Raw genomic sequence first — 23,923 nt, forward strand, 5'->3', positions numbered from 1 at the left:
GTCTGCTATACTCATTCTATGCCTCAGTACAAACCAGTCAGAAAAGCAGTCATCGCCGCAGCTGGCTTTGGCACTCGATTCTTGCCACAAACCAAGGCCATGCCCAAGGAAATGCTGCCAATCATTGATAAACCAGTCATTCAATTAGTTGTAGAAGATTTGGTTGCAGCAGGGGTGACGGATATTATCATAGTCACTGGGCCTACCAAACGAGCCATCGAGGACCATTTTGATCGTGCCCTCGAGCTCGAAGACGAGCTACGAGGCAAGGGCAAGGATGCGGTCGCCGACACCCTCAAAGATATCGCTGAGATGGCCAACTTTATTTACCTCCGACAAAAAGGCCTTCCAAAAGGAAATGGCCGTCCCGCCCTGAATGCAGCCCATCTTATTGGCGACGAACCGTTCTTTATGTTTTTTGGTGACGACTTTTTTACAGGACACATTACCCGTGCCCAACAGCTACTAGAAACCTACAGCCAGACTGGCAAGTCAGTTATTTCGCTCATAGAAGTAGACCGCAAAGACGCCGACAAGTACGGTATGGTAGCAATCAGCGAGAAACTCGACGACAAGAGCTTTAGGCTAGATAGCCTTGTCGAAAAACCAGGAGCCAAGGATGCACCGTCAGAATTTGCTTCTATTGGAGGGTATCTTCTGACACCAGAAATTTTGCCCATATTAGCAGATGAGCACACCAGCTCACGGGGAGAGCTAGAACTGCCCGGGGCAATCAACAGGCTGGCTCAGCAAGATACCGTATACGGTCGCTTCATCGAAGGTGATTACCATGACACCGGCAGTCCAGAACTATACTTGCGCGCCCTGATAGATACCGCCCTAGACGACGACAGGCTCGGGCCGGATCTTCGGGACTACCTGCAGCAAAAATTGCAGTAGTAATATATAATGAGGTAACAAATGGAAAATGCTCAGACTATCCTCGTAATTTGTCTTTCTGCAGCACTTGCAGTCTTCCTTATCTTAGGGATTATCTTGCTGTCGATTTGCATCAAAATTGCCAACCACATAAAACACATCTCTGAAAAGGCCGAACAAATCACCGATAAAGCAGAAAACATTGCCGACTTTTTTAGCAAAGCGGCCACCCCTATGGCGATTGGTCGCATCATCTCACAGGTAAGCGAAGCAGTGCTTAATCGAAAAGGCAAAAAAAGGAAGGACTAACCCCTATGGCAAAAGAAGAAAAGAAAGAACACGCTGGACGTAACATGGCTATTGGCGCAGCACTGGCCGCTGGCGCAGGCTACGTCGCTGGCATCTTAACAGCTCCAAAGAGCGGCAAAGATACTCGCAAAGACATAAAAGACACCGCCGTAAAGACCAAGACAGAAGCCGAGAAACGACTCAAGGTCATGCACAGTGAAGCCACAGACCTCATTGGCAAGGCAAAAACTCTCGCTAAAAATGTTGGCAGTGGTTCAAAAGACGAGCTCAACCAAGCTATCGAGTCAGCTGTCAGCGCCCGCGAGAAAGCTCGCAATCTACTGAGCGCCCTCCACGAAGGTGACGCAGACGACAAAGACCTCGAAGAGGCTATCGCAGAAGTAAACAGCGCCGTCGAGCATCTAAAAAAATACGTCAGCAAAAATGTCCAGCAGTCCAAAAAAGCCTAAGGACAAACAATACGAAGATCTCGGGCGAATGCTCGAGACTCTTTATGAAACCGGATATGCCAGGCATCGTGACGTCTACAAGATGAGCTTTATAAAAGGCGTCGTGGCCGGCTTCGGCGGTGTGCTAGGCGCTACCATCTTGGTGGCATTACTGCTCTGGATTATCTCCCTGTTTGATTCAGCACCACTCATAGGCCCCGTGCTTGACGGCCTCAGAGACACCGTTAAAAGCAAACCCCAATAACACCTCGTAGAACGGTGCTAGCGCCGAGTTCGAACCCCTCACCCCAGCCACAATAAAAGGTCTCTTTTAGGGTGACCTGCAAGAAATCCTAGGATTATTATTGAGTACGTCGGGTTCGAATCCTGCTGCCACAGCCAAAGTATTATCAACAGATAAGAGAGCGTCACATCATGGCGTTTTCTTTGTATTCTGGCCACTATCTCCAAAAGTTTGGTTTGGTTTAATTTGATTCCTTTTCTATCTGCTTTAATCCGAATAGACTACAATATTGAGATGAAAATACTATTCGTCTGCAGAGGCAACAACTGCCGCAGTCAGATGGCGGAGACGCTATATAATCATATGACCAATTCAACCAATGCAAGTTCTGCAGGCACACGGGTTGAAGGAGCAGGAGACACTCTAGCTGAATTCGGCAAGCGTCCCGGTATTAAGTCCTTCACTGTAGATGTTATGCGTGACGCTGGGTTTAATATCCAGGATAAGGTGCAGACTCAGCTCACGAAAGACATGCTCACCAAATATGATGTAGTCGTTAGTATGGCCGCGAAACAGTTCACGCCCACCTGGCTGTCATCAGCTCCAAACTACATATATTGGAAAATACCTGATCCAAAAGGTCGGAGCTATGAAATTACAAAACATGCCAAGGATGCGGTTGAACAGAAAATTCATGAGTTGATTAAGACCAAGGGCTAAACACAGCCACCTTCGCCCAGTAGTTCACGTATATCTTTCTCACCCCGAAAAAGCCATATTTTTTATTTTGTTACACTTCAGGCACGAATCAACAGCCTCTACGATGACCGGCCATAACAAAAGTCAGACGATGCACGCATTAGGATCTCTGTGTTGTAATTAAAAGCATCGCCAAAACAGCCCTGAGTCCAGTAAACTAGCAAGAGTACTGGAGGGTAACCAGCTCGTGTCGGCAGTTCAGAAAAAGGCTGCAGATTTGCGTAGTTCAGACTACGTGCATCTGCATAATCACACCCAATTTAGTTTATTGGACGGTCTCACACGCGTTGGGCCTTTGATGGATTTTGTCAAAGAGCAGGGTATGAAAGCCGTGGCCATGACCGACCACGGTACTTTATCTGGGGCTATCGAATTTTATAAAGAGGCCAAAGCTCGAGACATCAAACCCATCATTGGTATAGAGACTTATGTGGCCGCCCGCCGACATACCGACAAAGACCCCCAGAAGGACAAAAACCGCTTTCACCTGATCCTGCTGGCCATGAATAACACAGGCTACCAGAACCTCATGCAGCTGAGCACCAAGGCTAACCTGGACGGGTTTTACTATTTCCCCCGCATAGACCACGAACTACTAGAGAAATACCACGAAGGCATCATTGCCCTTAGCGCCTGCATGGGTGGCGAGATAGGCAACGCCCTCAAGCAAGACCAGTATGCTCAGGCAGTCGAGATAGCTACCTGGTACAAGAAGCTTTTTGGGGATAGGTATTATCTAGAGATTCAAGATCATGGACACCCCGAAAACCAGCTGCACAGCAGCGAACAAGGGGCTATCAACCAGCAGGTCCTACAGCTTGGCAAAGAACTAGACATCCCGGTAGTCGTAACCTGCGACGCCCACTACCTGCACCATGAAGACCAGGATGCTCACGAGATCTTGCTGTGCGTGGGAACAGGCTCATTCCTCAGCGACGAAAAGCGCATGTCGCTTAAAGACTACCCACTACACGTCGAAACACCGGCAGAGATCATCAAACGTTGGGGCGCAGAGTATCCCGACGTTATCACCACTACGGCAGCCATTGCAGACCGCTGCAATGTCGAACTAGAGCTAGGCAAGATCCTGATTCCAAAATTTCCAGTGCCAGAAGGCGAGACAGAGAAAACTTATCTAGACAAACTGGTCTACCGCGGACTAGCCTGGCGCTACGGCGGCACAGCAGAAGAAGCGGCAGCCAAAGTCAGCATTGCGGCAGCCAAAAAGACACTGCCCAAAAACATTGCCGAGCGAGCAACCTACGAACTCGGGGTGATAGACAAAATGGGCTTTAACGGCTATTTCCTTATCATTCAGGATTTTATTAACTGGGGTAAGGACAATGGCATTGTGTTTGGCCCGGGCCGCGGTTCGGCCGCTGGTTCTATCATTTCATATGCGTTAAAAGTGACCGAGCTAGACCCCATGCAGTACGACTTGCTGTTCGAGCGCTTCCTAAACCCGGACCGCATCAGCATGCCCGACGTCGATATCGACATCCAGGACACCAGGCGTAACGAGGTTATTCAGTACTGTGTAGAAAAGTATGGCACCGAGCGGGTAGCAAATATCGTTACCTTTGGCCGCATGTTTGCTCGTAACGCCGTGCGCGACGTAGCCCGGGTGCTGCAAGTGCCCTATGCCGATGCCGACCGCCTGGCCAAGATGATACCCGCGCCAGTACAAGGCCGTCACATACCACTGCCAACGTCACTCAAGGATGATGCCGACCTGAAGCGTGAGTACGAGACAAACGAAGTATCACGCCAGGTCCTGGACCAAGCGGTGCGCCTAGAGGGTACGGTGCGCAGTCATGGTGTGCACGCAGCCGGAGTAGTTATCGCGCCTGATGATATCGTCAAATTTGTGCCGCTTGAAATGGCCCAAAAAGGGGTGGTAGCCACCCAGTACCCTATGGGTCCGGTTGAAGAGCTCGGGCTCCTAAAGATGGACTTCTTAGGACTGAGCAACCTGACCATCATCAAGAACGCATTGCGTATTGTTAAAAGGGTGTATGGCAACGACCTCGACATCAACACTATTCCGCTAAACGACGACAAAACATTTGAATTGTTCCAGCGTGGCGACACCACTGGCGTGTTCCAGCTGGAATCCGCCGGCATGAAACGCTACCTGAAAGAGCTGCGACCTACCGCCTTTGAAGATATCGTCGCGATGGTGGCGCTGTACCGGCCTGGCCCTATGCAGTTTATTGACAGTTTCATTAAGCGCAAGCACGGCCAAGAGGACATAACCTACCTGCACCCCGGCCTAGAGAACTCGCTCAAGAATACTTACGGCATCTTGGTCTATCAGGAACAGTTCATGCAGATATCCAAGGAATGGTGTGGCTTTAGCGGCGGACAGGCCGACACACTGCGCAAGGCAGTAGGCAAGAAAAAGATCGACCTTATGCGCAAGGTAAAAGTCGAATTTGTCGAAGGAGCCGTCAAGCACGGTGGCGCCACCGAGGCAATGGCCGAAAAGTTCTGGGACCAACTGGAAGAATTTGCCAATTACTGTTTTAACAAATCACACGCTGCCTGTTACGCCCTGATAGCCTACCAAACGGCCTATCTAAAGGCCCACTATCCGGCCGCCTTCATGGCCGCCCTTATGACGAGTGACTTCGACGACACCGACCGCCTGGCTATCGAGATTACCGAATGCAAACATATGGGTATCGAGGTACTGCCGCCAGACGTCAACGAATCATACCTAGAATTTGCCGTAGTGCCCAAGACCAATCAGATCCGATTTGGTATGGCGGCCATCAAAAACGTAGGTACGGGTGCAGCCGACGAGATCATACACACTCGGGATGCCAATGGCCAATTTGAAACCCTAGAGGATTTCTTTACCAGAGTGAACACCCGTGTAGCCAACCGCAAAACACTGGAAAGTTTGGTCAAGTCTGGCGCCTTTGATCGTTATGGCGAACGCAGTTTTCTGCTCCACAATATGGATGTTTTGCTAGCCTATGCCTCTCGCCTGCAAAAAGAAAAGGCCAGTGGCCAGACAGACCTCTTTGGCAATATTATTGACGACGCCATGGCTCACAAACCCACACTCAAGTTAGACAACCCCACTGAAGTGTTTAACCAGCAAGAGCAACTGATCTGGGAGCGCGAGCTGCTTGGTCTGTATCTGAGCCAACACCCCCTGGAGGCCTACGAACTCTTTCTTGCAGAACGAACCACACCGATCAAAAGCCTCAAGCCAGAACACGATGGCAAGCCCGTGACCATCGGCGGGGCTATCCAGGATGTCCGCGAGATCACTACAAAAAATGGTCAAAAAATGGCATTTGTAAAACTAGCCGACCAATTCAGCGAGCTAGAACTCATACTGTTTCCCAGCATGTACCAGCAAACCGTCGGCATCTGGGAGCGCGACAAAGTTATCTTGGTAAAAGGCAAAATAAACGCCAAAGACCGTGACGGCAACATGTCCCAGGAGTTGAAAGTACTGGTAGATGACGCCCGTGAGATAACCCACGCCCAAGCGGTGGCCTATCAGGCAACTGGCAAAAAGCCCAAGGTGGTAAAACCATCCAAAAAACCACGCACTAGTGCAGCCGCCGTGGTCACGTCCAAAGAGGCCGTTCCGCAACGCATATATATCCGGCTGGAACGCAGTGATGACCATAAAACCCTGCTGGAGCTCCGCCAGGCTATCGACGCCAACAAGGGCGATGCCGAAGTAGTGCTGGTGGTGGGACCAGAGGCAACCAAACAAGTCATTCGATTGCCCATACGGGTACAGGCCGACGCTTCCATCCTGGCCTCGTTCGGCAGCCTCGTAGGTGCCGATAACGTCAAAGTTCAATAATCATGAAATACGATACATTATTTATCGATTGGGATGGCACGCTCAGCCAATCACGTCTGTGGGGGCATTGGAAGGATGATCCCAAACGCGCCGATGACTACCAATCTATCCAAGAGTGCGTTTTTCAATCCAGCGACCCTGATGACACTTTTCAGCGCTGGATGCTCGGCAAACTCACGACCGAACAAGCACTTGCCGTTGCCGCGGCCAAAACGGGAATAGACTATGCCCAACTGCTAGAACATATGCGACACAGCTGCCAAAATATGAGCTTTATCGACGAGCGCCTGCCACACCTGCTGCGAGCAGTCCAGGAGCGTGGCGTACGCATAGTAATTGCTACAGATAATATGGATTGCTTTACTAGGTGGACCGTTCCGGCTCTGCGGGTAAACACTTTCAGCGACGACATACTCAGCTCTCACCTAGTGGGTGCATTCAAACGAGAAACAGCAACAGATGGCTCTAGCCTGTTCTTTGGAGACTATTTGCGCCGTCATACTATGCAGCCCGGGCAAGTAGCCCTGCTGGACGACGGAGCCAAAAATGAAGCAGTTGCTGCCTTTGGCATAGACTTTATACACGTCAGCCTAGAGCAGCCAGCGACGACCCTCTTGGACAAACTTCTCCTATAAGATAGTACCGACAGTCCGCAGTAGCGTCATACCTAGTATGGCGAGACCCAACAATGTGCTGTCTAGCAAGGGGTGGTGCAAAATAAGTCGCTCGCCATCCTTCAGCAAGTGACGGAACTTCAGACTATGATGCAGCAGCTTGAACACCGCCAAGCCGATCAGTAACATACCGAGCGCAGTAGCTGCCCACGGCAACCGCCCGCCAGTCAGGGCCTCTATGCGTGATATCTTCTTGGGCTGAGTGGTAACAGCAGCAGCCGGCTGATCGGTCGCAACTGGTGCTGATTCTTTTGGTTGCTCGACCGGTGCAGCCGGCTGCTCTGCGGGAGCAGTAGGCGATGGCGTGGGGACAGGGGCTGGTGCCGCAGGCGGCTTGGGGGTAGCAGTAGGAGCGGTGGTACTAGGGGCCGGTGGCGTCGTGGCAGCCTGGACTTGTGGCTTGGCATACATGGCGACCACCACGGTCTGCTCGCCGTCGCCATTGAAATCGGCGCTGTTGGCATACCCAAAGCCAACCTGAGTAAAAGAGGTATCTAGCATATTGGCCTTGTGTGCCGGGCTATTCATCCAGCCAGAAACCGTCTCGCTGCTGGTGGCAAATCCATAGGCCAGGTTTTCGCCAGCCTTACTATATTTATAGCCGGTAGAATCAATGAATACCCACGGTTGCTGACCGTCGGGCGTGGTATGTGACCAATAATCGCGCGCTACCATGTCATTTGCCTTAGCCTGAGCGGCCGAGTTGAGCTGGCCGCTCAAAGACAGCGACCCCGCTCCGTTGGCAGTCCGCTGACTGTTAGTGGTCGACAGCAAACCACCAGCGCTTATTTCGGTGGCGTAGGCCAGGGTATTGCCCGGCGCTGGGCGCCAAAAACTCAGGAAAATACTGGCAATAATAGATATAACCAGCGGCAAATAGGGTGCGTACACCTTGGCGTACTTGGGGCTTTGCTTGTGGTGTCGGCCGTGCCGTTTGGTGTGGTCTTTTGTGTGCGTTCTTCTGGATATTTTGGGCATATCGGTACTCGTTAACCATAAGTATATCAAACCGGGCACGCACCAGACAGCCTACTGTGTTTCTTGGAAGAATGCACAATGATAAAGCGCCATTCCGGCAGCTTGTACGACATTGAATGATTCTTTGGATCCAGCCATGGGTATCTCTAGGGCTGCTTTGCAGCGGGCCAGCACTTCTGGCTCCACCCCCTCGACTTCTCGACCCACCAGCAGCGCCAGCCTGTCCGGTGGCTGAAAGCCGGGCAAAGTTATCGACCCCTTCGCCTGTTCAACAGCATATACGGGTGTATTTTGCTGCCCCAACAAGTCAAACAGATCAGCTATATTCTTATATACCTGCCAATCAACCAGCCTTTCAGCCCCCAGCGCTGTTTTTTGTATCTGCTTATGTAGTTTTTGACGAATATGGGGCAATCTATCATCGTCTGGCATTTCGGGATAAGGCGTGTAGCCAGACAAGTAGACCGTTCGTACACCCAAACCCTCGGCCGTCCGCAGTAATGACCCCACATTGTGGCAACTCCGCAAATTGTGGGCGATTACTATTAGCTCACGCTGTTTCATCATGACCACATCTTATCAAAGTACTCTTCTTATGCTTAAATAAGGGTATATGAAAGCCCCGCGAAAACGTGTTCAGATTTTGCATGCACTCTTAGAGTTAGGGAGTTTGGCATGAGCCAAGACGCCAGACGTGACGAAGAGCTAACTACCCAGCGACGAGCTATTATATTGGGGCTAAACTATATAGATACTTCGCGTATTGCTAAAAAGACGCTCTACAAAGACTATCTAACCACCCAAGAGCTCTATAATTTGCGGCTTATCCCTATCCAGGCAGACGAGCACAATGTTACATTTGGCGTCACCAACACGACGTCCCAGCAAACCATGGTAGATATGCGTCATAAGTTTTTGGACCAGCGTATAGCTTTTGGACTCATTTCCGAGACCGGCTTCAGGGAGTACATGAAACTGTACGACCCGCCCAAACAAGTGGTCTACCAAGACATCTCTATTACCAACGCCGGCCAGGAAGAGCTCATCCGCTCGGTGTCCTCCACCCTCGAGCAAGTGCGAGCAGCCGACATGTTAGCCTATCTAGTGCAACAGGCGCACAAATTGGCCACTTCAGATATCCACCTAGAGATCCAGCGCGAATACGTCCGCGTTCGGTTCCGTATAGACGGCGTTTTGCATCCCGTTGCTCGTCTGAGTATCGAAAAGTACCGTGTGCTGATTTCTGCCATTGCCAGCGCTGGCAATGTATCTACTTCCTCCGGGGAAGCACAGCAGGGCCACATCGCCCAGCACCTGCGAATGCAGGATGGCGCCGAGGTAGACATAAATCTCCGCCTGGAAACCGTACCCACCATAAACGGCATGGATGTTGTCATGCGTTTGTTCAACCTGGACGAAAACATGTACAACCTAGACAAACTGGGCCTATCAGCAGATGAGCGCAAAGTAGTAGACGATATCATTGCCAAGCCAAGCGGCCTGGTACTGGTTGTCGGCCCAACTGGTTCGGGCAAGACCACCACATTGTATTCCATGCTCAATACCCTCAACTCCGAAGAGCGCAAGGTCATTACCATCGAGGACCCAGTAGAATATCAGTTTACCGGCATCACCCAAATCTCCGTCACCACCAAATCGGCTACAGAACTGAGCTTTGCCAACAAACTGCGCGCTGTCTTACGCCTTGACCCAGATATCGTCATGGTTGGTGAGATCCGCGATATAGACACCGCCAAGACATCCCTGCAGGCCTCGCTCACCGGACACCTCGTGCTTTCGACTTTCCACGCTTCTTCTGCTGCCGCCGCTCTGACCAGAATGGGCGACATCATTGGCGAAAATCCTCTGTTTGTGTCAGCTATCCGCTTAGTCATGGCTCAGCGACTTGTTCGCCGTCTGGACGACTCATCCAAGCAGGCCTATACGCCAGACGAGCCCACCAAGAAGAAGTTAGCCGAAATCATATCCACTCTTCCCGAGGGTATCGAGCGCCCAGACGTCAATAATCTGCAGCTATACAAGGCTGGTGCGAGTGCAGACAATCCCTACGGCTATCGTGGGCAAGTAGCCTTGCGCGAGCAGTTCCTCATGCAGGGCGAAGTAAGCAAGCTCCTAGAAAACACGCATCCGACCGCCCAGCAAATTGAAGCAGCCGCCATAAAAAGTGGTATGCGCACCATGATACAAGATGGCATACTCAAGGCCATTGCCGGCGAGACTACCCTAGAAGAAGTGTTCCGGGTCGTCGGCTAGCCACAGCCCTGATCTATCTGATTTCTCGACTAATACTGGACACCAGTCTGTCATCTAACACGCTTGGAATAATTTCTTCGGCAGTCGGATGCTCAACTAGCCCAGCAATAGCCTTGGCAGCCTTGATTTTATGATCATCCGTAATCGTGCGAACCTTATTATCCAGCGCTCCACGAAAAATACCCGGGAATGCCAGAGCGTTGTTGACTTGATTTGGGAAGTCACTGCGACCAGTAGCCATGACCGCTACCCCAGCCGCCTTAGCTTCATCTGGCATGATTTCGGGTGTCGGGTTAGCCATAGCAAAGATAATCGGCTTCTTGGCCATAGTCTTCACAAGCGCAGGTGTCAGCAATTCAGCTTTTGACACCCCGATGAAGATATCGGCATCTTTCAGAGCGTCCTCCAGGGAACCGTGGACATCATGTTTATTTGTAAACGCCAGGAGTTTTTGCTTCTCGGTGTTCAGATCCGTGCGCTTCGAGCTAATAATGCCCACGCTATCAACTGCTAGTATTTCGGGCTTGGCATACAGGTCCAACAATTTCATGATGGCCGTTCCGGCTGCACCAGCGCCCACGCACACAATCCGACAATCCTCCAAGCGACGTCCAGTAACTTTCATGGCGTTAATAAGACCCGCCAGCACGACTACCGCAGTACCGTGTTGGTCGTCGTGAAACACCGGTATGTCCAGTTCGGCTTTCAGCCGTTCTTCTACCTCAAAGCAAAGCGGGGCGGCAATATCCTCTAGGTTGATACCGCCGAAACTGGGCGCGATAGCCTTTACGGCTGCCACTATTTCGTCTGCCGTATGCACGTCTAGAATGATCGGCACCGAGTCAATGCCCGCAAAATGCTTGAACAGCATGGCCTTACCCTCCATGACTGGCAGCGAGGCTTTGGGCCCAATGTTGCCCAGGCCCAGCACGGCCGAGCCATCAGAGATCACGGCAACGATGTTGTTCAGCCATGTATAATCACGCCCCTCTTCGGGATGCTCATATATATAACTAGAGACGGCTGCCACTCCAGGCGTGTAATAAGTGCTTAGCTTGTCACGGCTATCTAACGGGTCCTTGAGTTCAACCGATATTTTGCCTTTAAGTTCTTTGTGCTTTTTTAACGCCTCTTTTGCATAGTCCATATCTTTACTATAGCGGTGCATAAAATAAATTCCTAAACTTTTATATTTCAGGGTTAAGTTGTTGCATTAAAGAGGTGAATAGTGTAATATCTATTGGATATGCAATCTGTTATTCAGAAAATTGAGGAAAAATACAAAAAGTCTCAGGTCGTCGACATTCGACCTGGCGACACCGTTAAAGTGCACCAAAAAATCCGCGAAGGAAGCAAAGAGCGTGTACAGATTTTTCAGGGCCTGGTTATCCGCGTAGACCGCAAGGGTAGCCACACCAGCCGTATCCTGGTACGCAAGATTGCCAGCGGCGTTGGCGTAGAGAAGAGCTTTTTGCTGCACAGCCCCCTCGTACTAAAGGTCGAGGTGACCAAGCGTAGCAAAGTTCGCCGCAACTACTTAACTTACATGCGTGCTCGCACCGGTAAGTCTGCTCGTCTAACCGGCATGGACTTTGACCGCGAAGCCGTTAACACCATCCACGACACCAAGGCCGAAGCTGAAGAAGAAAAACTGCACGACGAAGTCAAAGCCGCCGCAGAAGCAGACGCCGCCAAAAAGGCTGAAGGAGACGCAAAACTAGAAGCCAAGGCCGAAGCAGCACTGAAAGCTCGCGAAGAAGAAGAGTAAAAATCCGTTATATGACAATAAAACCCTGGCACGTCCAGGGTTTTTTGTTACCATGAAAGCATGAATGTAGTAGGGGTAGACGAAGTAGGGCGCGGCTGCTGGGCTGGTCCGTTGGTGGTGGCAGCGGTTGTACTGCACAAACGCTTGCGAGGCCTCAAGGACTCAAAGCTCCTCACTCGTACTCAAAGAGAAATACTGGCTGTCCGCATCCATAAACATGCCAGTATCGGAATCAGCTGGATCCAACCCGCCGATGTCGATCGGCTGGGGTTGACCGAGGCCACCCGCCAGGCCGCCGCTGAAGCCGTTGCGCAACTGACCTGCGGCTACGATCAGATCATCATGGACGGCAACTACAATTACCTCAGCTCCAACCCAAAGGCAATCACCCTGATCAAGGCCGACAACCTGGTGCCAGCCGTCAGTGCCGCAAGTATTGTTGCCAAAGTAGCTAGGGACAACTACATGCGCGATATCGCCCAGCAATTCCCCCAGTATCAGTTTGACAAACATGTTGGCTATGGCACGCGTTTGCACCGCGACATGCTAGCACTCCACGGTGCCTGTGAGCTACACCGCCTAAGCTGGCAGCCGCTAAAAAACCTACAGAATGTCTAGAACCCATCTTAAAAGTCTTTTCAAGTGCTCGTCAAGATGGCTTGCAGCCGAAAGAGACTTTTAGGGATGGGTTCTAACTACGCAGCGGGCCATAATGCCGAAAAACGTGCCGCAGTTTACTTAGAATCACAGGGCTTTGCCGTGCTGCAGCTGAACTGGAAGACACGGTACTGCGAGATTGATATAGTCGCCAAAAAAGATAAGGTACTCTACCTGGTAGAAGTAAAGTATCGCCGCAACACAAAGCACGGCGGCGGCCTGGACTACATAACGCCAAAGAAACTCCACAGCATGCAGTTTGCGGCAGAAATGTGGGTACAAAACCACGACTGGCCTGGGGACTACCAGCTCGCGGCAGTGGCTATCGATGCCAACCACATAGAATTTATTGACTCGATTATTACCTAAAAATATAAAGACCATAGTATATGAGAAACAACACCGAGCGGGCTCGGCACATATACTATGGCTCTGGTTTCTAGGGGAGGCGTCAGCAATACTGACGTGAACCTGCTTCTGCTCCGGGTACGACCCAGTAGCATACTTAACCCTAGATGTCCTCGGGAGGAATTCGGTGGCTCATAGCTTGTTTTTGCTCGCCACAGCGAAAGGCATCGCCAATACAGCCCCCGTGAAAGCGAGGATGTTAGTTGAACTCGGTGGACCAAAGTAGGTACCGATCTGTACTCCGATAAGCAAGTTCGTACCCGCGATCAGGGCTGGCCCAGTGACCGAGAGACTGCACACAAAGTACAAAGTAGAGACAAAAATGGCGGGGAATAGTAGCGAGATGCTGCCCGAACTGGCCCACGGCAAAACCGTGACATAGGCCAACGAACCTAAAATGACAAGTAAGCTCCTCATGGAAAGACTTCTTTCTTCCAACGACAGGACGCATACAATATACAATATCTTTACGGCAGCGCACTAGCGACTACCCCTCAATCGTATAGTCTTAGCAGTAATCAGGACATCGAAGCGCTATTTTTGCGCCAAGACTTTGGCAAACAATAGCACATCGATTCCTGGCGCAGTAGAATGCGGAATTTAAGCTAGTAAAAACTAACTTTGGGCCTGGAAGAAGTTTTTGACTTCTTTTAAGTCTCTTTCTTTCCAGGCAGATTGCCAGGTAATCACCTCGATACCTTGCCGAATAGATCTTTCAAACGACGGTTCTATGCGGGGCAAAAAGAAATCTTTATAGTCTTTCAGAAATTCCCGGTTAGAAAAGGCATGTGCGGCGTACATGGGGAACCGGTTAAAGCTAAGATCTGTTCCCATTTTCTTGGCCAGCCAGTGCCAGTTATCAGTCATCCACTTCCAGGTCTTTTGGCGAGCGAAACGATTAACAAAGCTATAGGCCACCCAGTAGCTAATATCCTGGGTGCGCACCGACTTGGACTTGATTATATCCAGCGCTTTATCAATCAGCTCGGGCTGTTCAAAGTGTGTGAGGGCGGCTGTTAACGTCAACCGTTCGTCACTGTTGGCGGTCGATTCATGCATGGCAAACAACTTGTCAAAAGTCTTGGCATCGCCATGCCGGACTGCAGTACTATACACTACACCCCTCAGGTCGGGATTGATATCTTGGGCTGACTTCATGGCCTGGAACTGACGCAGCGCCTCTTTGACTACACTAGGTTCGTCCGCTCCGGCAGCAAGTCCGATGATGGTAGGTCGCAGCAGGGTATCAAAGTGCAGTTCATCCTCGGCTGGCTTCCAGCCCAGGCGTGCCAGCTGCTTGGCAACCAGCCGCCTGATAAAGGGTTTCATGAGTTCGCGCAGCTCTTCGTCGTTGAATATATTGCGCACGGCCATGATCCCCCCGGCAATCACATCCCAGACGGCGTTGTCGTTTTCGTTTTCGAATACTTCCAGGAAATGAATGGCGTCCAATGTGTCAGCCTCGCCGGCTTTGGCCGCTTCGAATAGATCGCTCAAAATTCCCAGACGATCGAGCGGAGACATACGGCCCTTCTTGATAAGTTCGCCAAGATGCTTTAAATGGCTGGCATTATAGGTGGTACGATAAAAGCCACTCTGGCCCTGGTTCAGCTTAAATGAATGGCTATCAGGCAGATCAATGGCGGTAATCTTTTGGGTCATCAGCTCTGGCTCGATACCGCTGCCAGCCAGTAGAGCTATGGGCCACGTCTTGGTGGTCTTGTCAGATATTTCCGGATTTACATAGAAGCGTTCCTGAGTCAGCGTGACCGCGCCATCTTCGACGTTGGCGTGCACAACAGGAAAGCCGGGCTGCGACGTCCAGGCATGCATAAAGTCTTTTACTGGTTTACCCGAAATTTGCTCGAGTGCTGCCCACAGGTCTACGGTGTCAGTATTGGCATATTTATGCAGGTCTAAGTAGTGACGCAAACCGTCGCGGAACAGCTCTGGCGTCAGGTAGTCATGCAACATATGAATAACACTGGCACCCTTGCTATAGCTAATAGTGTCAAAGATAGTACGGATCTCATCCGGATGGTGCACTGGCACCTCAATGGGGTGAGTGTGCTCCAGGGCGTCCAGTTTAAAGGCCCGCTGTTGCTCATCGACAGCAAACTGAATCCACATTTGCCACTCCGGGAACAAGTGATCAACCGCCAGATATTCGATCCAGCTGGCAAAGCCCTCGTTCAGCCACAAGTCCGTCCACCAACGCATAGTCACCAAATTACCAAACCACTGGTGGGCAAACTCGTGACAGACCACCATGGCTACATACTGCTTGGTGTTGAGCGAAGTATTGACGGGATCCACCAGCATGCACTGTTCGCGGTAAGTAATCAGCCCCCAGTTTTCCATGGCGCCAGAGGCAAAATCGGGCAAGGCCACCATATCAGCCTTGGGCAATGGATAGGGTATACCAAAATAATCGTTATAAAATTCCAGGGTCTTGACTGCGACATCCAGGGCAAAATCAGTGAGCTTAACATTGTCCGGTGTCGCATAAGCGCGCACCACGACACCATCTTTAGTTTTGGCTTCTTTATATCCTAGCTCGCCATAAAGAAAAGCCAGCAGATAAGTACTCATCTTGGGTGTTGTCTCGAAGGTGGTGTGCTGCACCCCGTTCTCTACTACTTGGGTCTTCACGGGCGTATTAGCCAAGACCGTTTCGCCTACGGGAGTACTGAGGCTGAGATCAAAGGTCGCCTTGGCAGCCGGCTCATCAACACTTGGGAAGACTTCGCGGGCGTGGTGGCTTTCGAACTGTGTGGCAATCAGTTGTTTCTGTACGCCATCCTGCTCAAATACGCTGGGGTATATGCCATTCATGTTTTCGGTAATCTTGCCCTTAAAATCCATGCGAATGGTGTAGCGGCCAGGATATGCCATAGTCTTGGCATGCAATCGTACCTCGTCATAGGTGGCGTGATGGTTAATACGGTCAACGACGATCTCTTGATCGCCTTTTTTGTCATGGCGCGTTATGTGTGCGGCTGTTATCTTCAGTCCACTCTGGTGAAAAGTCACACGTTGACTTGGTCGCCCAGACTTGGTGCCAGTGATAACAACCGTGCCGCTAAACGTCATGTTGTCGCGGTCTGGCTTTAGATCTAATGCATAATGGATCGGCTGAAATTCATCAAACAGCCTTTTGACAGTATTTTTACCCATTACACTAATAGTACCATTTTTGACAGCGAAGAGAGGCCTGATGTGCATTTGACGCTTACTGGGTTTTGCTGTACTATTACGACTGTAGTGAGTCGGCCGGCAGGTCGACTTTTTTCATGAAATAAGGAGTCCACCTATGGATCTAGATATCAAACAACTGGCTATGGCCGTCAAATCCATTGCCGAAGAAAAGAATTTGCCCACTGAAGTCGTTCAGGAAGTCGTCGAACAAGCGCTGGCTGCAGCCTATCGCCGCGACTACGGAGAACGCGAGCAAGAAGTGCGCGTTAGCATGAACCTAAACAATGGTGACGTCGATGCTTACGTGAGCAAAGAAGTAGTAGACAACGTAGAAGACGACCACTTCGAAATCCCCCTAACAGAAGCCCAAGCCATCCGCAAAGATGCCAAAGTAGGCGAAACCGTAGAGATCCACGAAAAAGTCAACAACTTTGGTCGCGTAGCCGCCCAGACCGCCAAGCAAGTTATTTTGCAACGCCTGCGCGAAGCCGAGCGCGAAATCATTATGAACGAATACGAAGATAAGATCGGCGCCGTTATCAACGGCATCGTCGCTCGGGTTGAAGGCCGCATTGTACGAGTAGACTTGGGCAAAGCCCAGGGGATCATGCCCATGAGCGAACAGATCCAGGGTGAGCGATACTATCCCGGCCAGCGGCTCAAGGTCTTTTTGAAAGACGTCGAGCGTGGTCCTCGCGGTCCACAATTGGTAGTATCACGTGGCAACACGCAGTTTATAGAGTGGCTGTTCCGAGCCGAAGTGCCAGAAATGGAAAACGGCGCAGTAGAGATCAAAGGTATTGCCCGTGAAGCTGGTGTCCGCAGCAAGATTGCCGTAGCCAGTACCGTCCAAGGTGTCGACCCAGTCGGTACGTTTGTAGGCGGCCATGGTACTCGCGTAAACGCTGTTATGAGCGAGATTGGCGAGCAAGAAAAGATTGATATCGTTGTCTTCAGCGAAGATCTGAACGACTACATCACCAATGCCCTCAGTCCTACCAAAGTCACAAAAGTTGAAATAGACCAAAAGAACAACAAAGCCAAAGTGACCGTACCTGAAGATCAGCTGAGTATTGCCATTGGTAAAAGTGGACAGAACGTCCGTCTGGCCAGCAAACTAACCGGCCTAGACATAGACATCGCTGCAGAGCAGCAAAAAGCCCCAGAACCACCAGCCGTCGCCGAAGGCACAACCACGGCCCGACCGGTAGCAGCAACTAAGCTTAAGAAAAAAGAACAGCTGGAAAGCTCCCTGCTGGAAGCCATCGAACAACACGGCACAGACGAAAAATAACTCAGGATCACCATGGACTCAGGCCCAGAAAAGGAACCGCTCCTTATCACCAACGATGAGCTGGAACATTTTCGGGTCAGAGCCAAAACGCTACGCATCACCGTTTCCGAGCTCATAAGACGAGCCGTGTCTTTAGAGATGGTCGCTTTTGAACTACCAGAAAACTATGTCGCCTACCGGAATCGTATCACCGACGAAAGGCAGGTGCTGGACAGCCTGCCCGAACGCCCCAACCGCTCCGCGCCATGGCGAAAGGTTTCCATTGCTATGCCACAGTTCTTATCCATTACTCTCAATATACGCAGCGAATTTAGCGGTAGCGCAACGACGGGTGAATATGCAGCCCGATGCGTGTACCTCGTAGACCCTCTCATCGAAGACCCAGACATCGGCCTAGAGGTCGAGGGCGTAGGCGAACCCAGATTATTTCATATGGAGATTCCAGAGTAAAATTAATTTTTCTGGCACTCTTGCATGCTGAGTGCTAAATGGTAAAATAGAAGCAGCGAACAACGATATAAGATCTCGCTTGAAAGGGTAGAACATAATGATGCCAAGCAGCCCTGATTTCCAAGAATTTTTGAACCATCTGACTGATAATGCCTTGCAAAGCCTAAAGCACGCCGATGCTATTGCTCGTAGTTTCGGCAGTGCCTACGTTGGTACCGAGCACTTACTACTGGGTGTACTGGCCCAGGACACCAGCATAGGATCTAAGATTCTCGAAGAAAATGGGGTAACACTCGATCGTGCCCGACTCGCCCTGAACCTGACACCAAAAACTCTCGTTATTAACATGGGAGCCAAAGGCTTGAGCGAAACCGCCAAGCTGACTCTGAAGATGGCTTACGACGTAGCCCAGGATTTCAACCAAGAGTTTTGCGGCACCGAGCATATTCTGTACAGCGTGCTCAGCCAAAAGAACGCTCGGGCAACCATTCTACTCCGCGACATGAACGTCAACGTCGACTCACTTGTCAACGAACTCGAACAATTCCTGAATCGCCAACAATACGAAGAAGAAAGCGAAGCAGCAACCGAAGGCCGGCGCCGTTCCAAAAAACAGAAAAAGACTGCCCTAGACTTCTTTGGCACCGACATGACAGCCCAGGCCCGCCAGGGCAAACTAGACCCAGTCGTAGGACGCGAGCCCCAGATTCGCCGCGTCATTACTATCCTGAACCGCCGCACCAAAAATAACCCAGTACTTATTGGCGAACCCGGGGTTGGCAAGACGGCTATCGTAGAGGGCCTGGCCCAACGCATCATAGCCGAAGACGTACCTGACAGCCTGCTAGACAAGCGCTTGGTCATGCTAGATCTCGCCGGGATGATCGCCGGCACTAAGTATCGTGGCGAATTCGAAGAGCGCCTCAAGAAAGTCATGTCCGAACTAGAGAACGATCACAAAACCATCGTCTTTATAGACGAGCTCCACCTTATTGTGGGCGCCGGCGCCGCCGAAGGCGCCATGGACGCTGGCAATATCCTCAAACCCGCCCTGGCTCGCGGCAAAGTCCAAGTCATTGGCGCCACCACTACAGCCGAATACACCAAGCACATAGAAAAAGACGCTGCGCTCGAGCGACGTTTCCAGCCCATCCAGGTACCAGAGACTACTGTTCCGGAGACGCTAGCCATCCTCAAAGGCCTTCGCCGCCATTACGAAGATTTTCATGGCGTAAAGGTGAGTGACAAAGTGCTAGAAGACACGGTGACACTCGCCAAGCGCTATATCAACGACCGCTACATGCCAGACAAGGCTATCGACCTATTAGACGAAGCCTCCGCTCACTTGCGCGTGGACAAGGGCAAGACACCGCCCGAAGTCCGTAAACTGCAAAAAGAGCTAAAACTCGTCAGCATGCGCATCGAAGACGCAGTGGACAGCGAAGATTACGAAAAGGCAGCCAAAGAAAAACAGCGTGCCTCGCAAATCAACGAAGAGCTCAAAGCGCTCGAGCAGGCCGGCAAGACGGCTAATCAACTCACCGTTACTAGCGAAGACATCGCTGACGTCGTAGCGCGCATGACCGGTGTGCCAGTTAACAAAGTTATCCGATCAGAAGCCAAATATCTGCTGAACCTAGAAAAAACGCTGAGCAAATACGTCATTGGTCAGAACGAAGCTGTCGAGGCTGTCGCCAAGGCCGTCCGGCGCAACCGGGTAGGTATTGGCAGTGGCAAACGCCCCATTGGCTCGTTTGTCTTTCTGGGCCCTACCGGTGTTGGCAAGACCGAGCTGGCTCGCGTCCTCGCCAGAGAGTTCTTTGGCAGCGAAAACAACCTGGTCAAGATCGACATGAGCGAATTTGGCGAACACCATACCGTTTCGCGACTAGTTGGTGCCCCAGCCGGCTATGTTGGGTACGACGAGGGTGGTCAGCTAACCGACAAAATCCGGCGACAACCCTACAGCCTGGTGCTGTTTGACGAGATCGAGAAAGCCCACCCAGAAGTCTTTAACATGCTGCTGCAGATACTCGAAGACGGCGTCTTGACCGATGCAAAAGGCCGCAAGATCGACTTCACCAACACCATTGTCATCATGACGAGCAATATTGGCGCTGATAAACTGCAAAAAGAAGCTTCTCTGGGGTTCCAGGCCACCGACCGATCTGACCTAAGTAACCTAGACGCCCTGCACGCCAGCAACAAAGACAAGGTACATGACGAGCTCAAGAAGATGATGCGCCCCGAGCTCTTAAACCGCATAGACAAGATCATTGTCTTCCGGGCGCTAACCAAAAAAGACGTCATGCAAATCCTGGACTTACAAATTGGCGAACTGCGCGAACGATTAGTACGGCATGGCATTGGCCTGCAGCTGGACAAAGCCGCCAAGAAACATCTGCTCCAGCACGGCTATGACTCCCGTAACGGCGTGCGGCCCATGAGACGACTCATTGCCGATACCATAGAGGATCATCTAGCGCTTGCTCTCCTGGGAAATGACTACCACAAGGGCGAGATTATCCATATTGGCGCTGGCAAAGACGATCTGACCTACCAAGCTCAGGCTGAAGTGCCTGCGTCTATGGTGTAAACTAGGGGATATGAATCGACGTCCGCGCGTATGGCCGCTGGTAGTATTACTTGTACTACTGGCAACAGTGGCTACTGCCTATTGGCAGCGACTAGCCATTTACGATTGGCAACGGCTGCGTGGATATGAAGCACCAGCAGAAATAGCCACGCTAGCTACAGAGACGACCATGAACGAATCGGCACGTCGGCTGTTCTATGTCCACCGTCCGCTCCTAAACGATCGCACCCAGTTTACCCAAAACTGTAGTGACTTTGGCGAACACACCATTGTACTGGGATGCTACGTATCACAAACCGGTATCTATATATTCGACGTCCAGGACGAGCGCCTGCAGGGAGTAGAGCAAGTCACCGCCGCACACGAGCTGCTACACGCCGCCTACGATCGCCTGGATACTTCAGAGCGCACCCGAATAGACGAACTAACCGAACAGGTGCTGACTAGCCTCAAAGATCAGCGCATCAAAGATACTATCGAGAACTATCGCAAACGAGACCCCATGGTGGTGTCCAACGAGCTCCATTCTATTATTGGCACAGAGGTGCGCGAACTCCCCGAAGACTTAGAAACCTACTATAAAAAGTACTTTAACGATCGGCACGTGGTAGTAACCTATTCAGAAAAATACGAATCAGTCTTTACAGAACGCAAAAACAAGGCTGAAGCAATAGAACAAGAACTACAAGGCCTCAAGACCGAAATAGAACAGCGTCAAAACACGCTAGAGGCTGATCGCAAAGGACTAGATCGCGACCGCAGTGGTGCCCGAACAGAACCCCAGATAGACGCCTTCAACGCCCGCGTAACCGCCTATAACGCGGACATCCGCGAGCTGAACAGCATGATCAATCACTACAATCAGTTGGTCGAGCAGTACAAAGCTGTGTCACTGGAGACGCAGGAGCTGTTCAAGGCGCTCGACAGCCGTCCCACCTTATAAGTCATCACCTAAAATTGTGAGATTTTCTGCAGTCACCCCATAACAAGTGTCATAACTCATGACCCAGATCTGGTACACTAGTACCATATGGCAAAAAGGGAACAGGTACAGTATGTGTGCTCCAACTGTGGGGCCGAAAGTTCAACGTGGAGCGGCAAGTGCTACGCCTGTGGTGAATGGAATACCCTACAAGAACAGCTGATTGCCGCGGCCACTCCGGGCGCCTCGGCTGGACGATCCCTGACTACCCAGTCGGTCAGTAAGGCCCTGGCCAAAGACCATGCCCGCCTGATAACTGGCATAAAAGAAATTGACACCGTACTGGGCGGCGGCCTGGTGGCGGGCAGTGTCAATTTGATCGCCGGACAGCCGGGCATTGGCAAGAGTACTTTGCTTTTGCAGTTGGCGCACAGTCTCAGCGCCACACAATCTGTCCTGTATGTCAGTGCCGAAGAATCGGCTCACCAGGTTGGCCTGCGCGCTGAGCGGCTGGGCACTACCGGCAAGAAGCTACAGCTGTCTACCAGCACCTCCACTGACGACATTGCCGCGACCATAAGTCAGGGTACCTACAAAGTCATAATTGTCGATTCTATACAAACCGTTTCGTGCAGTGCCATTTCTTCCGCTGCCGGCACTGTCAGCCAGATCACCAACAGTACCCACCTGCTCACCACTGCTGCCAAGCAGTCCGGCACCGCTATTATTTTGGTTGGCCATGTCACCAAAGAAGGCACCATAGCCGGCCCCAAGGTCCTAGAGCACGTGGTAGACGTTGTCATGCAGCTGGAAGGCGATTCGCCAGGTTCGCAGGGGTTCAAAGTTCTGCGTGCTATCAAAAACCGGTACGGATCAACCAACGAGGCAGGCATATTCGAGATGTCGGACAATGGCCTCCAGCCCGTAGATAATCCCTCGGCAGCCCTCTTGGCTGAGCGCCAAATAAGTGACGGCTCGGTTGTTCTGGCTACCCTAGAAGGGACCCGCCCACTGTTGGTAGAAGTCCAGGCCTTGGTAAACAAAACCAGCTACGGCTATCCCAAACGAGCCGCCAGTGGCATAGACCTAAACCGGCTCAACCTGCTAGTAGCCATGCTAGAGAAACGTACCAAACTGAGCCTGGCCGACCAAGACATTTATATCAATATCGTTGGTGGTATTCGCCTCACCGAACCAGCCGCTGATCTGGCTATCATCATGGCCATTGCCTCAGCGGCTCGTGGCATGCAGCTCAAAGCCAACGCCGTAGTATTTGGCGAGGTAGGCCTGAGCGGCGAGATCCGTCACGTGCCTCAGCTAGAAAAACGGCTAGCGGAGGCCAAGAAACTTGGGTTCGAAACTGCCATTGGCCCGGTAGTGCGCTCTGGCAAAAAACCAACCAACTACCATGGCATGCCCAACGTACGAACAGCACTCAATACATTTCTGGAGAAAGACTAGTGCTGCTGGACGGTATTCAGATTCTGTTACTAGGATATGTGGCCTTTTTATTGGTAGGCAAGCAAAAGCCATCTATGCCTGCTGTGCGCAAACGAACCGCCCGCAAGCTTATTATAGACACCTGCGCCCTTATAGACGGCCGCATTGTTGAGCTGGCTCGGGCTGGCTTTGTGCCCGAGCAACTGATAATACCCGAATTTATCATCCATGAGCTCCAACTGTTAGCCGACGGCACAGACTCGCACAAACGAGATCGCGCCCGCTACGGGCTGGACATTGTCCAAGAGCTACAGGACAACAAAAATTGTGACGTCATCATAGACCGCTCTGCTTTTCCAGAAAAGCACGCCACAGACGACAAGCTCGTGGCTCTGGCCAAGAAATTGCATGTGTCATTGTATACAACCGACTTCAACCTGAATAAAGTTGCCGAGATAGAAGGAGTCAAGGTGCTAAACGTCAACGAGCTCGCCGGAGCCCTCAGGCCATCGGCCCTGCCCGGAGAGAAAAAGACAGTCAAGATACTGCAAAAGGGCAGCAATCCTCGCCAAGGCGTAGGCTATCTAGAGGACGGCACTATGTTAGTGGTCGAAGATGCCGCCGCGCAGGTAGGCAAAACGGTGCAGGTAGAAATCACCCGTATGCACCAAACAGTGTCAGGCAAGATGCTGTTTTCTGAATTGATCCGCCCATCGGCAGCCTTACGGACTAAGACTGCGTCAGGACCACGATTGGCCGCACGAAAGCCGTCACATTCACTTGCTTCACGCATGAAGCACTAAAATAGTTAGT

The 23,923-nt window shown here is 51.4% G+C and carries 20 protein-coding genes and 1 pseudogene; 17 read left to right on the forward strand and 4 right to left on the reverse strand.

From position 1 onward, the window contains the following. The first annotated feature begins 18 nt into the window (after positions 1-18). The 7 genes from VK694_04840 to VK694_04870 all read left to right on the forward strand — a co-directional run bounded on the left by VK694_04840 (position 19) and on the right by VK694_04870 (position 7,086). A complete protein-coding gene (locus tag VK694_04840; GenBank protein ID HTE58045.1) occupies positions 19-900 on the forward strand; it encodes a sugar phosphate nucleotidyltransferase in 882 nt (293 codons plus the stop codon). Between the two features lie 21 nt (positions 901-921). Next, positions 922-1,188 carry a hypothetical protein gene (locus tag VK694_04845; GenBank protein HTE58046.1) on the forward strand — a complete coding sequence of 89 codons (267 nt, stop codon included), beginning with the start codon at positions 922-924 and terminating at the stop codon, positions 1,186-1,188. 5 nt (positions 1,189-1,193) lie between these two features. After that, positions 1,194-1,637: a YtxH domain-containing protein gene (locus VK694_04850; GenBank protein ID HTE58047.1), complete on the forward strand. Its 444-nt coding sequence runs from the start codon at positions 1,194-1,196 to the stop codon at positions 1,635-1,637. A 28-nt stretch (positions 1,638-1,665) separates the two neighbouring features. Beyond that, positions 1,666-1,881: a DUF5665 domain-containing protein gene (locus VK694_04855; GenBank protein ID HTE58048.1), complete on the forward strand. Its 216-nt coding sequence runs from the start codon at positions 1,666-1,668 to the stop codon at positions 1,879-1,881. 273 nt (positions 1,882-2,154) lie between these two features. Beyond that, positions 2,155-2,580, forward strand: coding sequence for a low molecular weight phosphatase family protein (locus VK694_04860; protein ID HTE58049.1), 426 nt, complete (start codon positions 2,155-2,157; stop codon positions 2,578-2,580). 274 nt (positions 2,581-2,854) lie between these two features. Beyond that, entirely contained in the window at positions 2,855-6,451 is a 3,597-nt protein-coding gene (locus VK694_04865; protein ID HTE58050.1) for a DNA polymerase III subunit alpha, read from the forward strand. 2 nt (positions 6,452-6,453) lie between these two features. Continuing rightward, complete coding sequence (locus tag VK694_04870; GenBank protein ID HTE58051.1) at positions 6,454-7,086, forward strand: hypothetical protein; 633 nt, start codon at positions 6,454-6,456, stop codon at positions 7,084-7,086. On the opposite strand, the gene VK694_04875 is transcribed toward VK694_04870, so the two are convergent. Beyond that, on the reverse strand, positions 7,081-8,103 hold the full coding sequence (locus tag VK694_04875) for a CAP domain-containing protein (protein ID HTE58052.1): 1,023 nt from the start codon (positions 8,101-8,103) through the stop codon (positions 7,081-7,083). The genes VK694_04870 and VK694_04875 overlap by 6 nt on opposite strands. A gap of 51 nt (positions 8,104-8,154) precedes the next feature. Continuing rightward, entirely contained in the window at positions 8,155-8,670 is a 516-nt protein-coding gene (locus VK694_04880; GenBank protein ID HTE58053.1) for a TrmH family RNA methyltransferase, read from the reverse strand. 108 nt (positions 8,671-8,778) lie between these two features. On the opposite strand from VK694_04880, the gene VK694_04885 reads away from it, so the two are divergent. Next, positions 8,779-10,377 (forward strand): ATPase, T2SS/T4P/T4SS family, encoded by a 1,599-nt coding sequence (locus VK694_04885; protein ID HTE58054.1) that lies wholly within the window; start codon positions 8,779-8,781, stop codon positions 10,375-10,377. Positions 10,378-10,390: 13 nt separating this feature from the next. On the opposite strand, the gene VK694_04890 is transcribed toward VK694_04885, so the two are convergent. Then, entirely contained in the window at positions 10,391-11,524 is a 1,134-nt protein-coding gene (locus VK694_04890; protein HTE58055.1) for an NADP-dependent malic enzyme, read from the reverse strand. Positions 11,525-11,623: 99 nt separating this feature from the next. Between VK694_04890 and rplS the strand changes: the two are divergent. The 3 genes and pseudogenes from rplS (at position 11,624) to VK694_04905 (ending at position 13,171) form a co-directional block, all read left to right on the forward strand. Beyond that, positions 11,624-11,956 (forward strand): annotated as a pseudogene (gene rplS / locus VK694_04895) (50S ribosomal protein L19). A 249-nt stretch (positions 11,957-12,205) separates the two neighbouring features. Continuing rightward, a complete protein-coding gene (locus VK694_04900) occupies positions 12,206-12,763 on the forward strand; it encodes a ribonuclease HII (protein HTE58056.1) in 558 nt (185 codons plus the stop codon). A 66-nt stretch (positions 12,764-12,829) separates the two neighbouring features. Next, on the forward strand, positions 12,830-13,171 hold the full coding sequence (locus tag VK694_04905; GenBank protein HTE58057.1) for a YraN family protein: 342 nt from the start codon (positions 12,830-12,832) through the stop codon (positions 13,169-13,171). A gap of 654 nt (positions 13,172-13,825) precedes the next feature. On the opposite strand, the gene VK694_04910 is transcribed toward VK694_04905, so the two are convergent. Further along, a complete protein-coding gene (locus VK694_04910) occupies positions 13,826-16,387 on the reverse strand; it encodes a M1 family metallopeptidase (GenBank protein ID HTE58058.1) in 2,562 nt (853 codons plus the stop codon). A gap of 136 nt (positions 16,388-16,523) precedes the next feature. Here VK694_04910 and nusA point away from each other — a divergent pair, with 136 nt between their 5' ends. From nusA to VK694_04940, 6 genes are all read left to right on the forward strand, one after another. Then, entirely contained in the window at positions 16,524-17,702 is a 1,179-nt protein-coding gene (gene nusA, locus VK694_04915; GenBank protein HTE58059.1) for a transcription termination factor NusA, read from the forward strand. Between the two features lie 12 nt (positions 17,703-17,714). Beyond that, a complete protein-coding gene (locus VK694_04920; GenBank protein ID HTE58060.1) occupies positions 17,715-18,152 on the forward strand; it encodes a hypothetical protein in 438 nt (145 codons plus the stop codon). 97 nt (positions 18,153-18,249) lie between these two features. Beyond that, positions 18,250-20,748: an ATP-dependent Clp protease ATP-binding subunit gene (locus VK694_04925; GenBank protein HTE58061.1), complete on the forward strand. Its 2,499-nt coding sequence runs from the start codon at positions 18,250-18,252 to the stop codon at positions 20,746-20,748. A 10-nt stretch (positions 20,749-20,758) separates the two neighbouring features. Beyond that, positions 20,759-21,691, forward strand: coding sequence for a hypothetical protein (locus tag VK694_04930; GenBank protein HTE58062.1), 933 nt, complete (start codon positions 20,759-20,761; stop codon positions 21,689-21,691). 87 nt (positions 21,692-21,778) lie between these two features. Next, a complete protein-coding gene (gene radA, locus VK694_04935) occupies positions 21,779-23,131 on the forward strand; it encodes a DNA repair protein RadA (GenBank protein HTE58063.1) in 1,353 nt (450 codons plus the stop codon). Next, positions 23,131-23,913: a TRAM domain-containing protein gene (locus VK694_04940; protein HTE58064.1), complete on the forward strand. Its 783-nt coding sequence runs from the start codon at positions 23,131-23,133 to the stop codon at positions 23,911-23,913. Before radA ends, VK694_04940 begins: the two co-directional genes overlap by 1 nt. The last annotated feature ends 10 nt before the right edge of the window (positions 23,914-23,923 follow it).

The organism is Verrucomicrobiia bacterium (genome assembly GCA_035489575.1).
Lineage (GTDB): Bacteria > Patescibacteriota > Saccharimonadia > Saccharimonadales > JAGQNK01 > DATHJY01.

Bases quoted from the DNA above. Each gene is read 5' to 3' on its own strand.
- VK694_04885 (HTE58054.1), top strand. From the start codon at position 8,779: ATGAGCCAAGACGCCAGACGTGACGAAGAGCTAACTACCCAGCGACGA.
- VK694_04890 (HTE58055.1), bottom strand. From the start codon at position 11,524: ATGGACTATGCAAAAGAGGCGTTAAAAAAGCACAAAGAACTTAAAGGC.
- VK694_04905 (HTE58057.1), top strand. From the start codon at position 12,830: ATGGGTTCTAACTACGCAGCGGGCCATAATGCCGAAAAACGTGCCGCA.
- VK694_04860 (HTE58049.1), top strand. From the start codon at position 2,155: ATGAAAATACTATTCGTCTGCAGAGGCAACAACTGCCGCAGTCAGATG.
- VK694_04845 (HTE58046.1), top strand. From the start codon at position 922: ATGGAAAATGCTCAGACTATCCTCGTAATTTGTCTTTCTGCAGCACTT.
- VK694_04930 (HTE58062.1), top strand. From the start codon at position 20,759: ATGAATCGACGTCCGCGCGTATGGCCGCTGGTAGTATTACTTGTACTA.
- VK694_04920 (HTE58060.1), top strand. From the start codon at position 17,715: ATGGACTCAGGCCCAGAAAAGGAACCGCTCCTTATCACCAACGATGAG.
- VK694_04840 (HTE58045.1), top strand. From the start codon at position 19: ATGCCTCAGTACAAACCAGTCAGAAAAGCAGTCATCGCCGCAGCTGGC.
- VK694_04875 (HTE58052.1), bottom strand. From the start codon at position 8,103: ATGCCCAAAATATCCAGAAGAACGCACACAAAAGACCACACCAAACGG.
- VK694_04925 (HTE58061.1), top strand. From the start codon at position 18,250: ATGATGCCAAGCAGCCCTGATTTCCAAGAATTTTTGAACCATCTGACT.
- VK694_04910 (HTE58058.1), bottom strand. From the start codon at position 16,387: ATGGGTAAAAATACTGTCAAAAGGCTGTTTGATGAATTTCAGCCGATC.
- VK694_04900 (HTE58056.1), top strand. From the start codon at position 12,206: ATGAATGTAGTAGGGGTAGACGAAGTAGGGCGCGGCTGCTGGGCTGGT.
- VK694_04855 (HTE58048.1), top strand. From the start codon at position 1,666: ATGCTCGAGACTCTTTATGAAACCGGATATGCCAGGCATCGTGACGTC.
- nusA (HTE58059.1), top strand. From the start codon at position 16,524: ATGGATCTAGATATCAAACAACTGGCTATGGCCGTCAAATCCATTGCC.
- VK694_04880 (HTE58053.1), bottom strand. From the start codon at position 8,670: ATGATGAAACAGCGTGAGCTAATAGTAATCGCCCACAATTTGCGGAGT.
- radA (HTE58063.1), top strand. From the start codon at position 21,779: ATGGCAAAAAGGGAACAGGTACAGTATGTGTGCTCCAACTGTGGGGCC.
- VK694_04850 (HTE58047.1), top strand. From the start codon at position 1,194: ATGGCAAAAGAAGAAAAGAAAGAACACGCTGGACGTAACATGGCTATT.
- VK694_04870 (HTE58051.1), top strand. From the start codon at position 6,454: ATGAAATACGATACATTATTTATCGATTGGGATGGCACGCTCAGCCAA.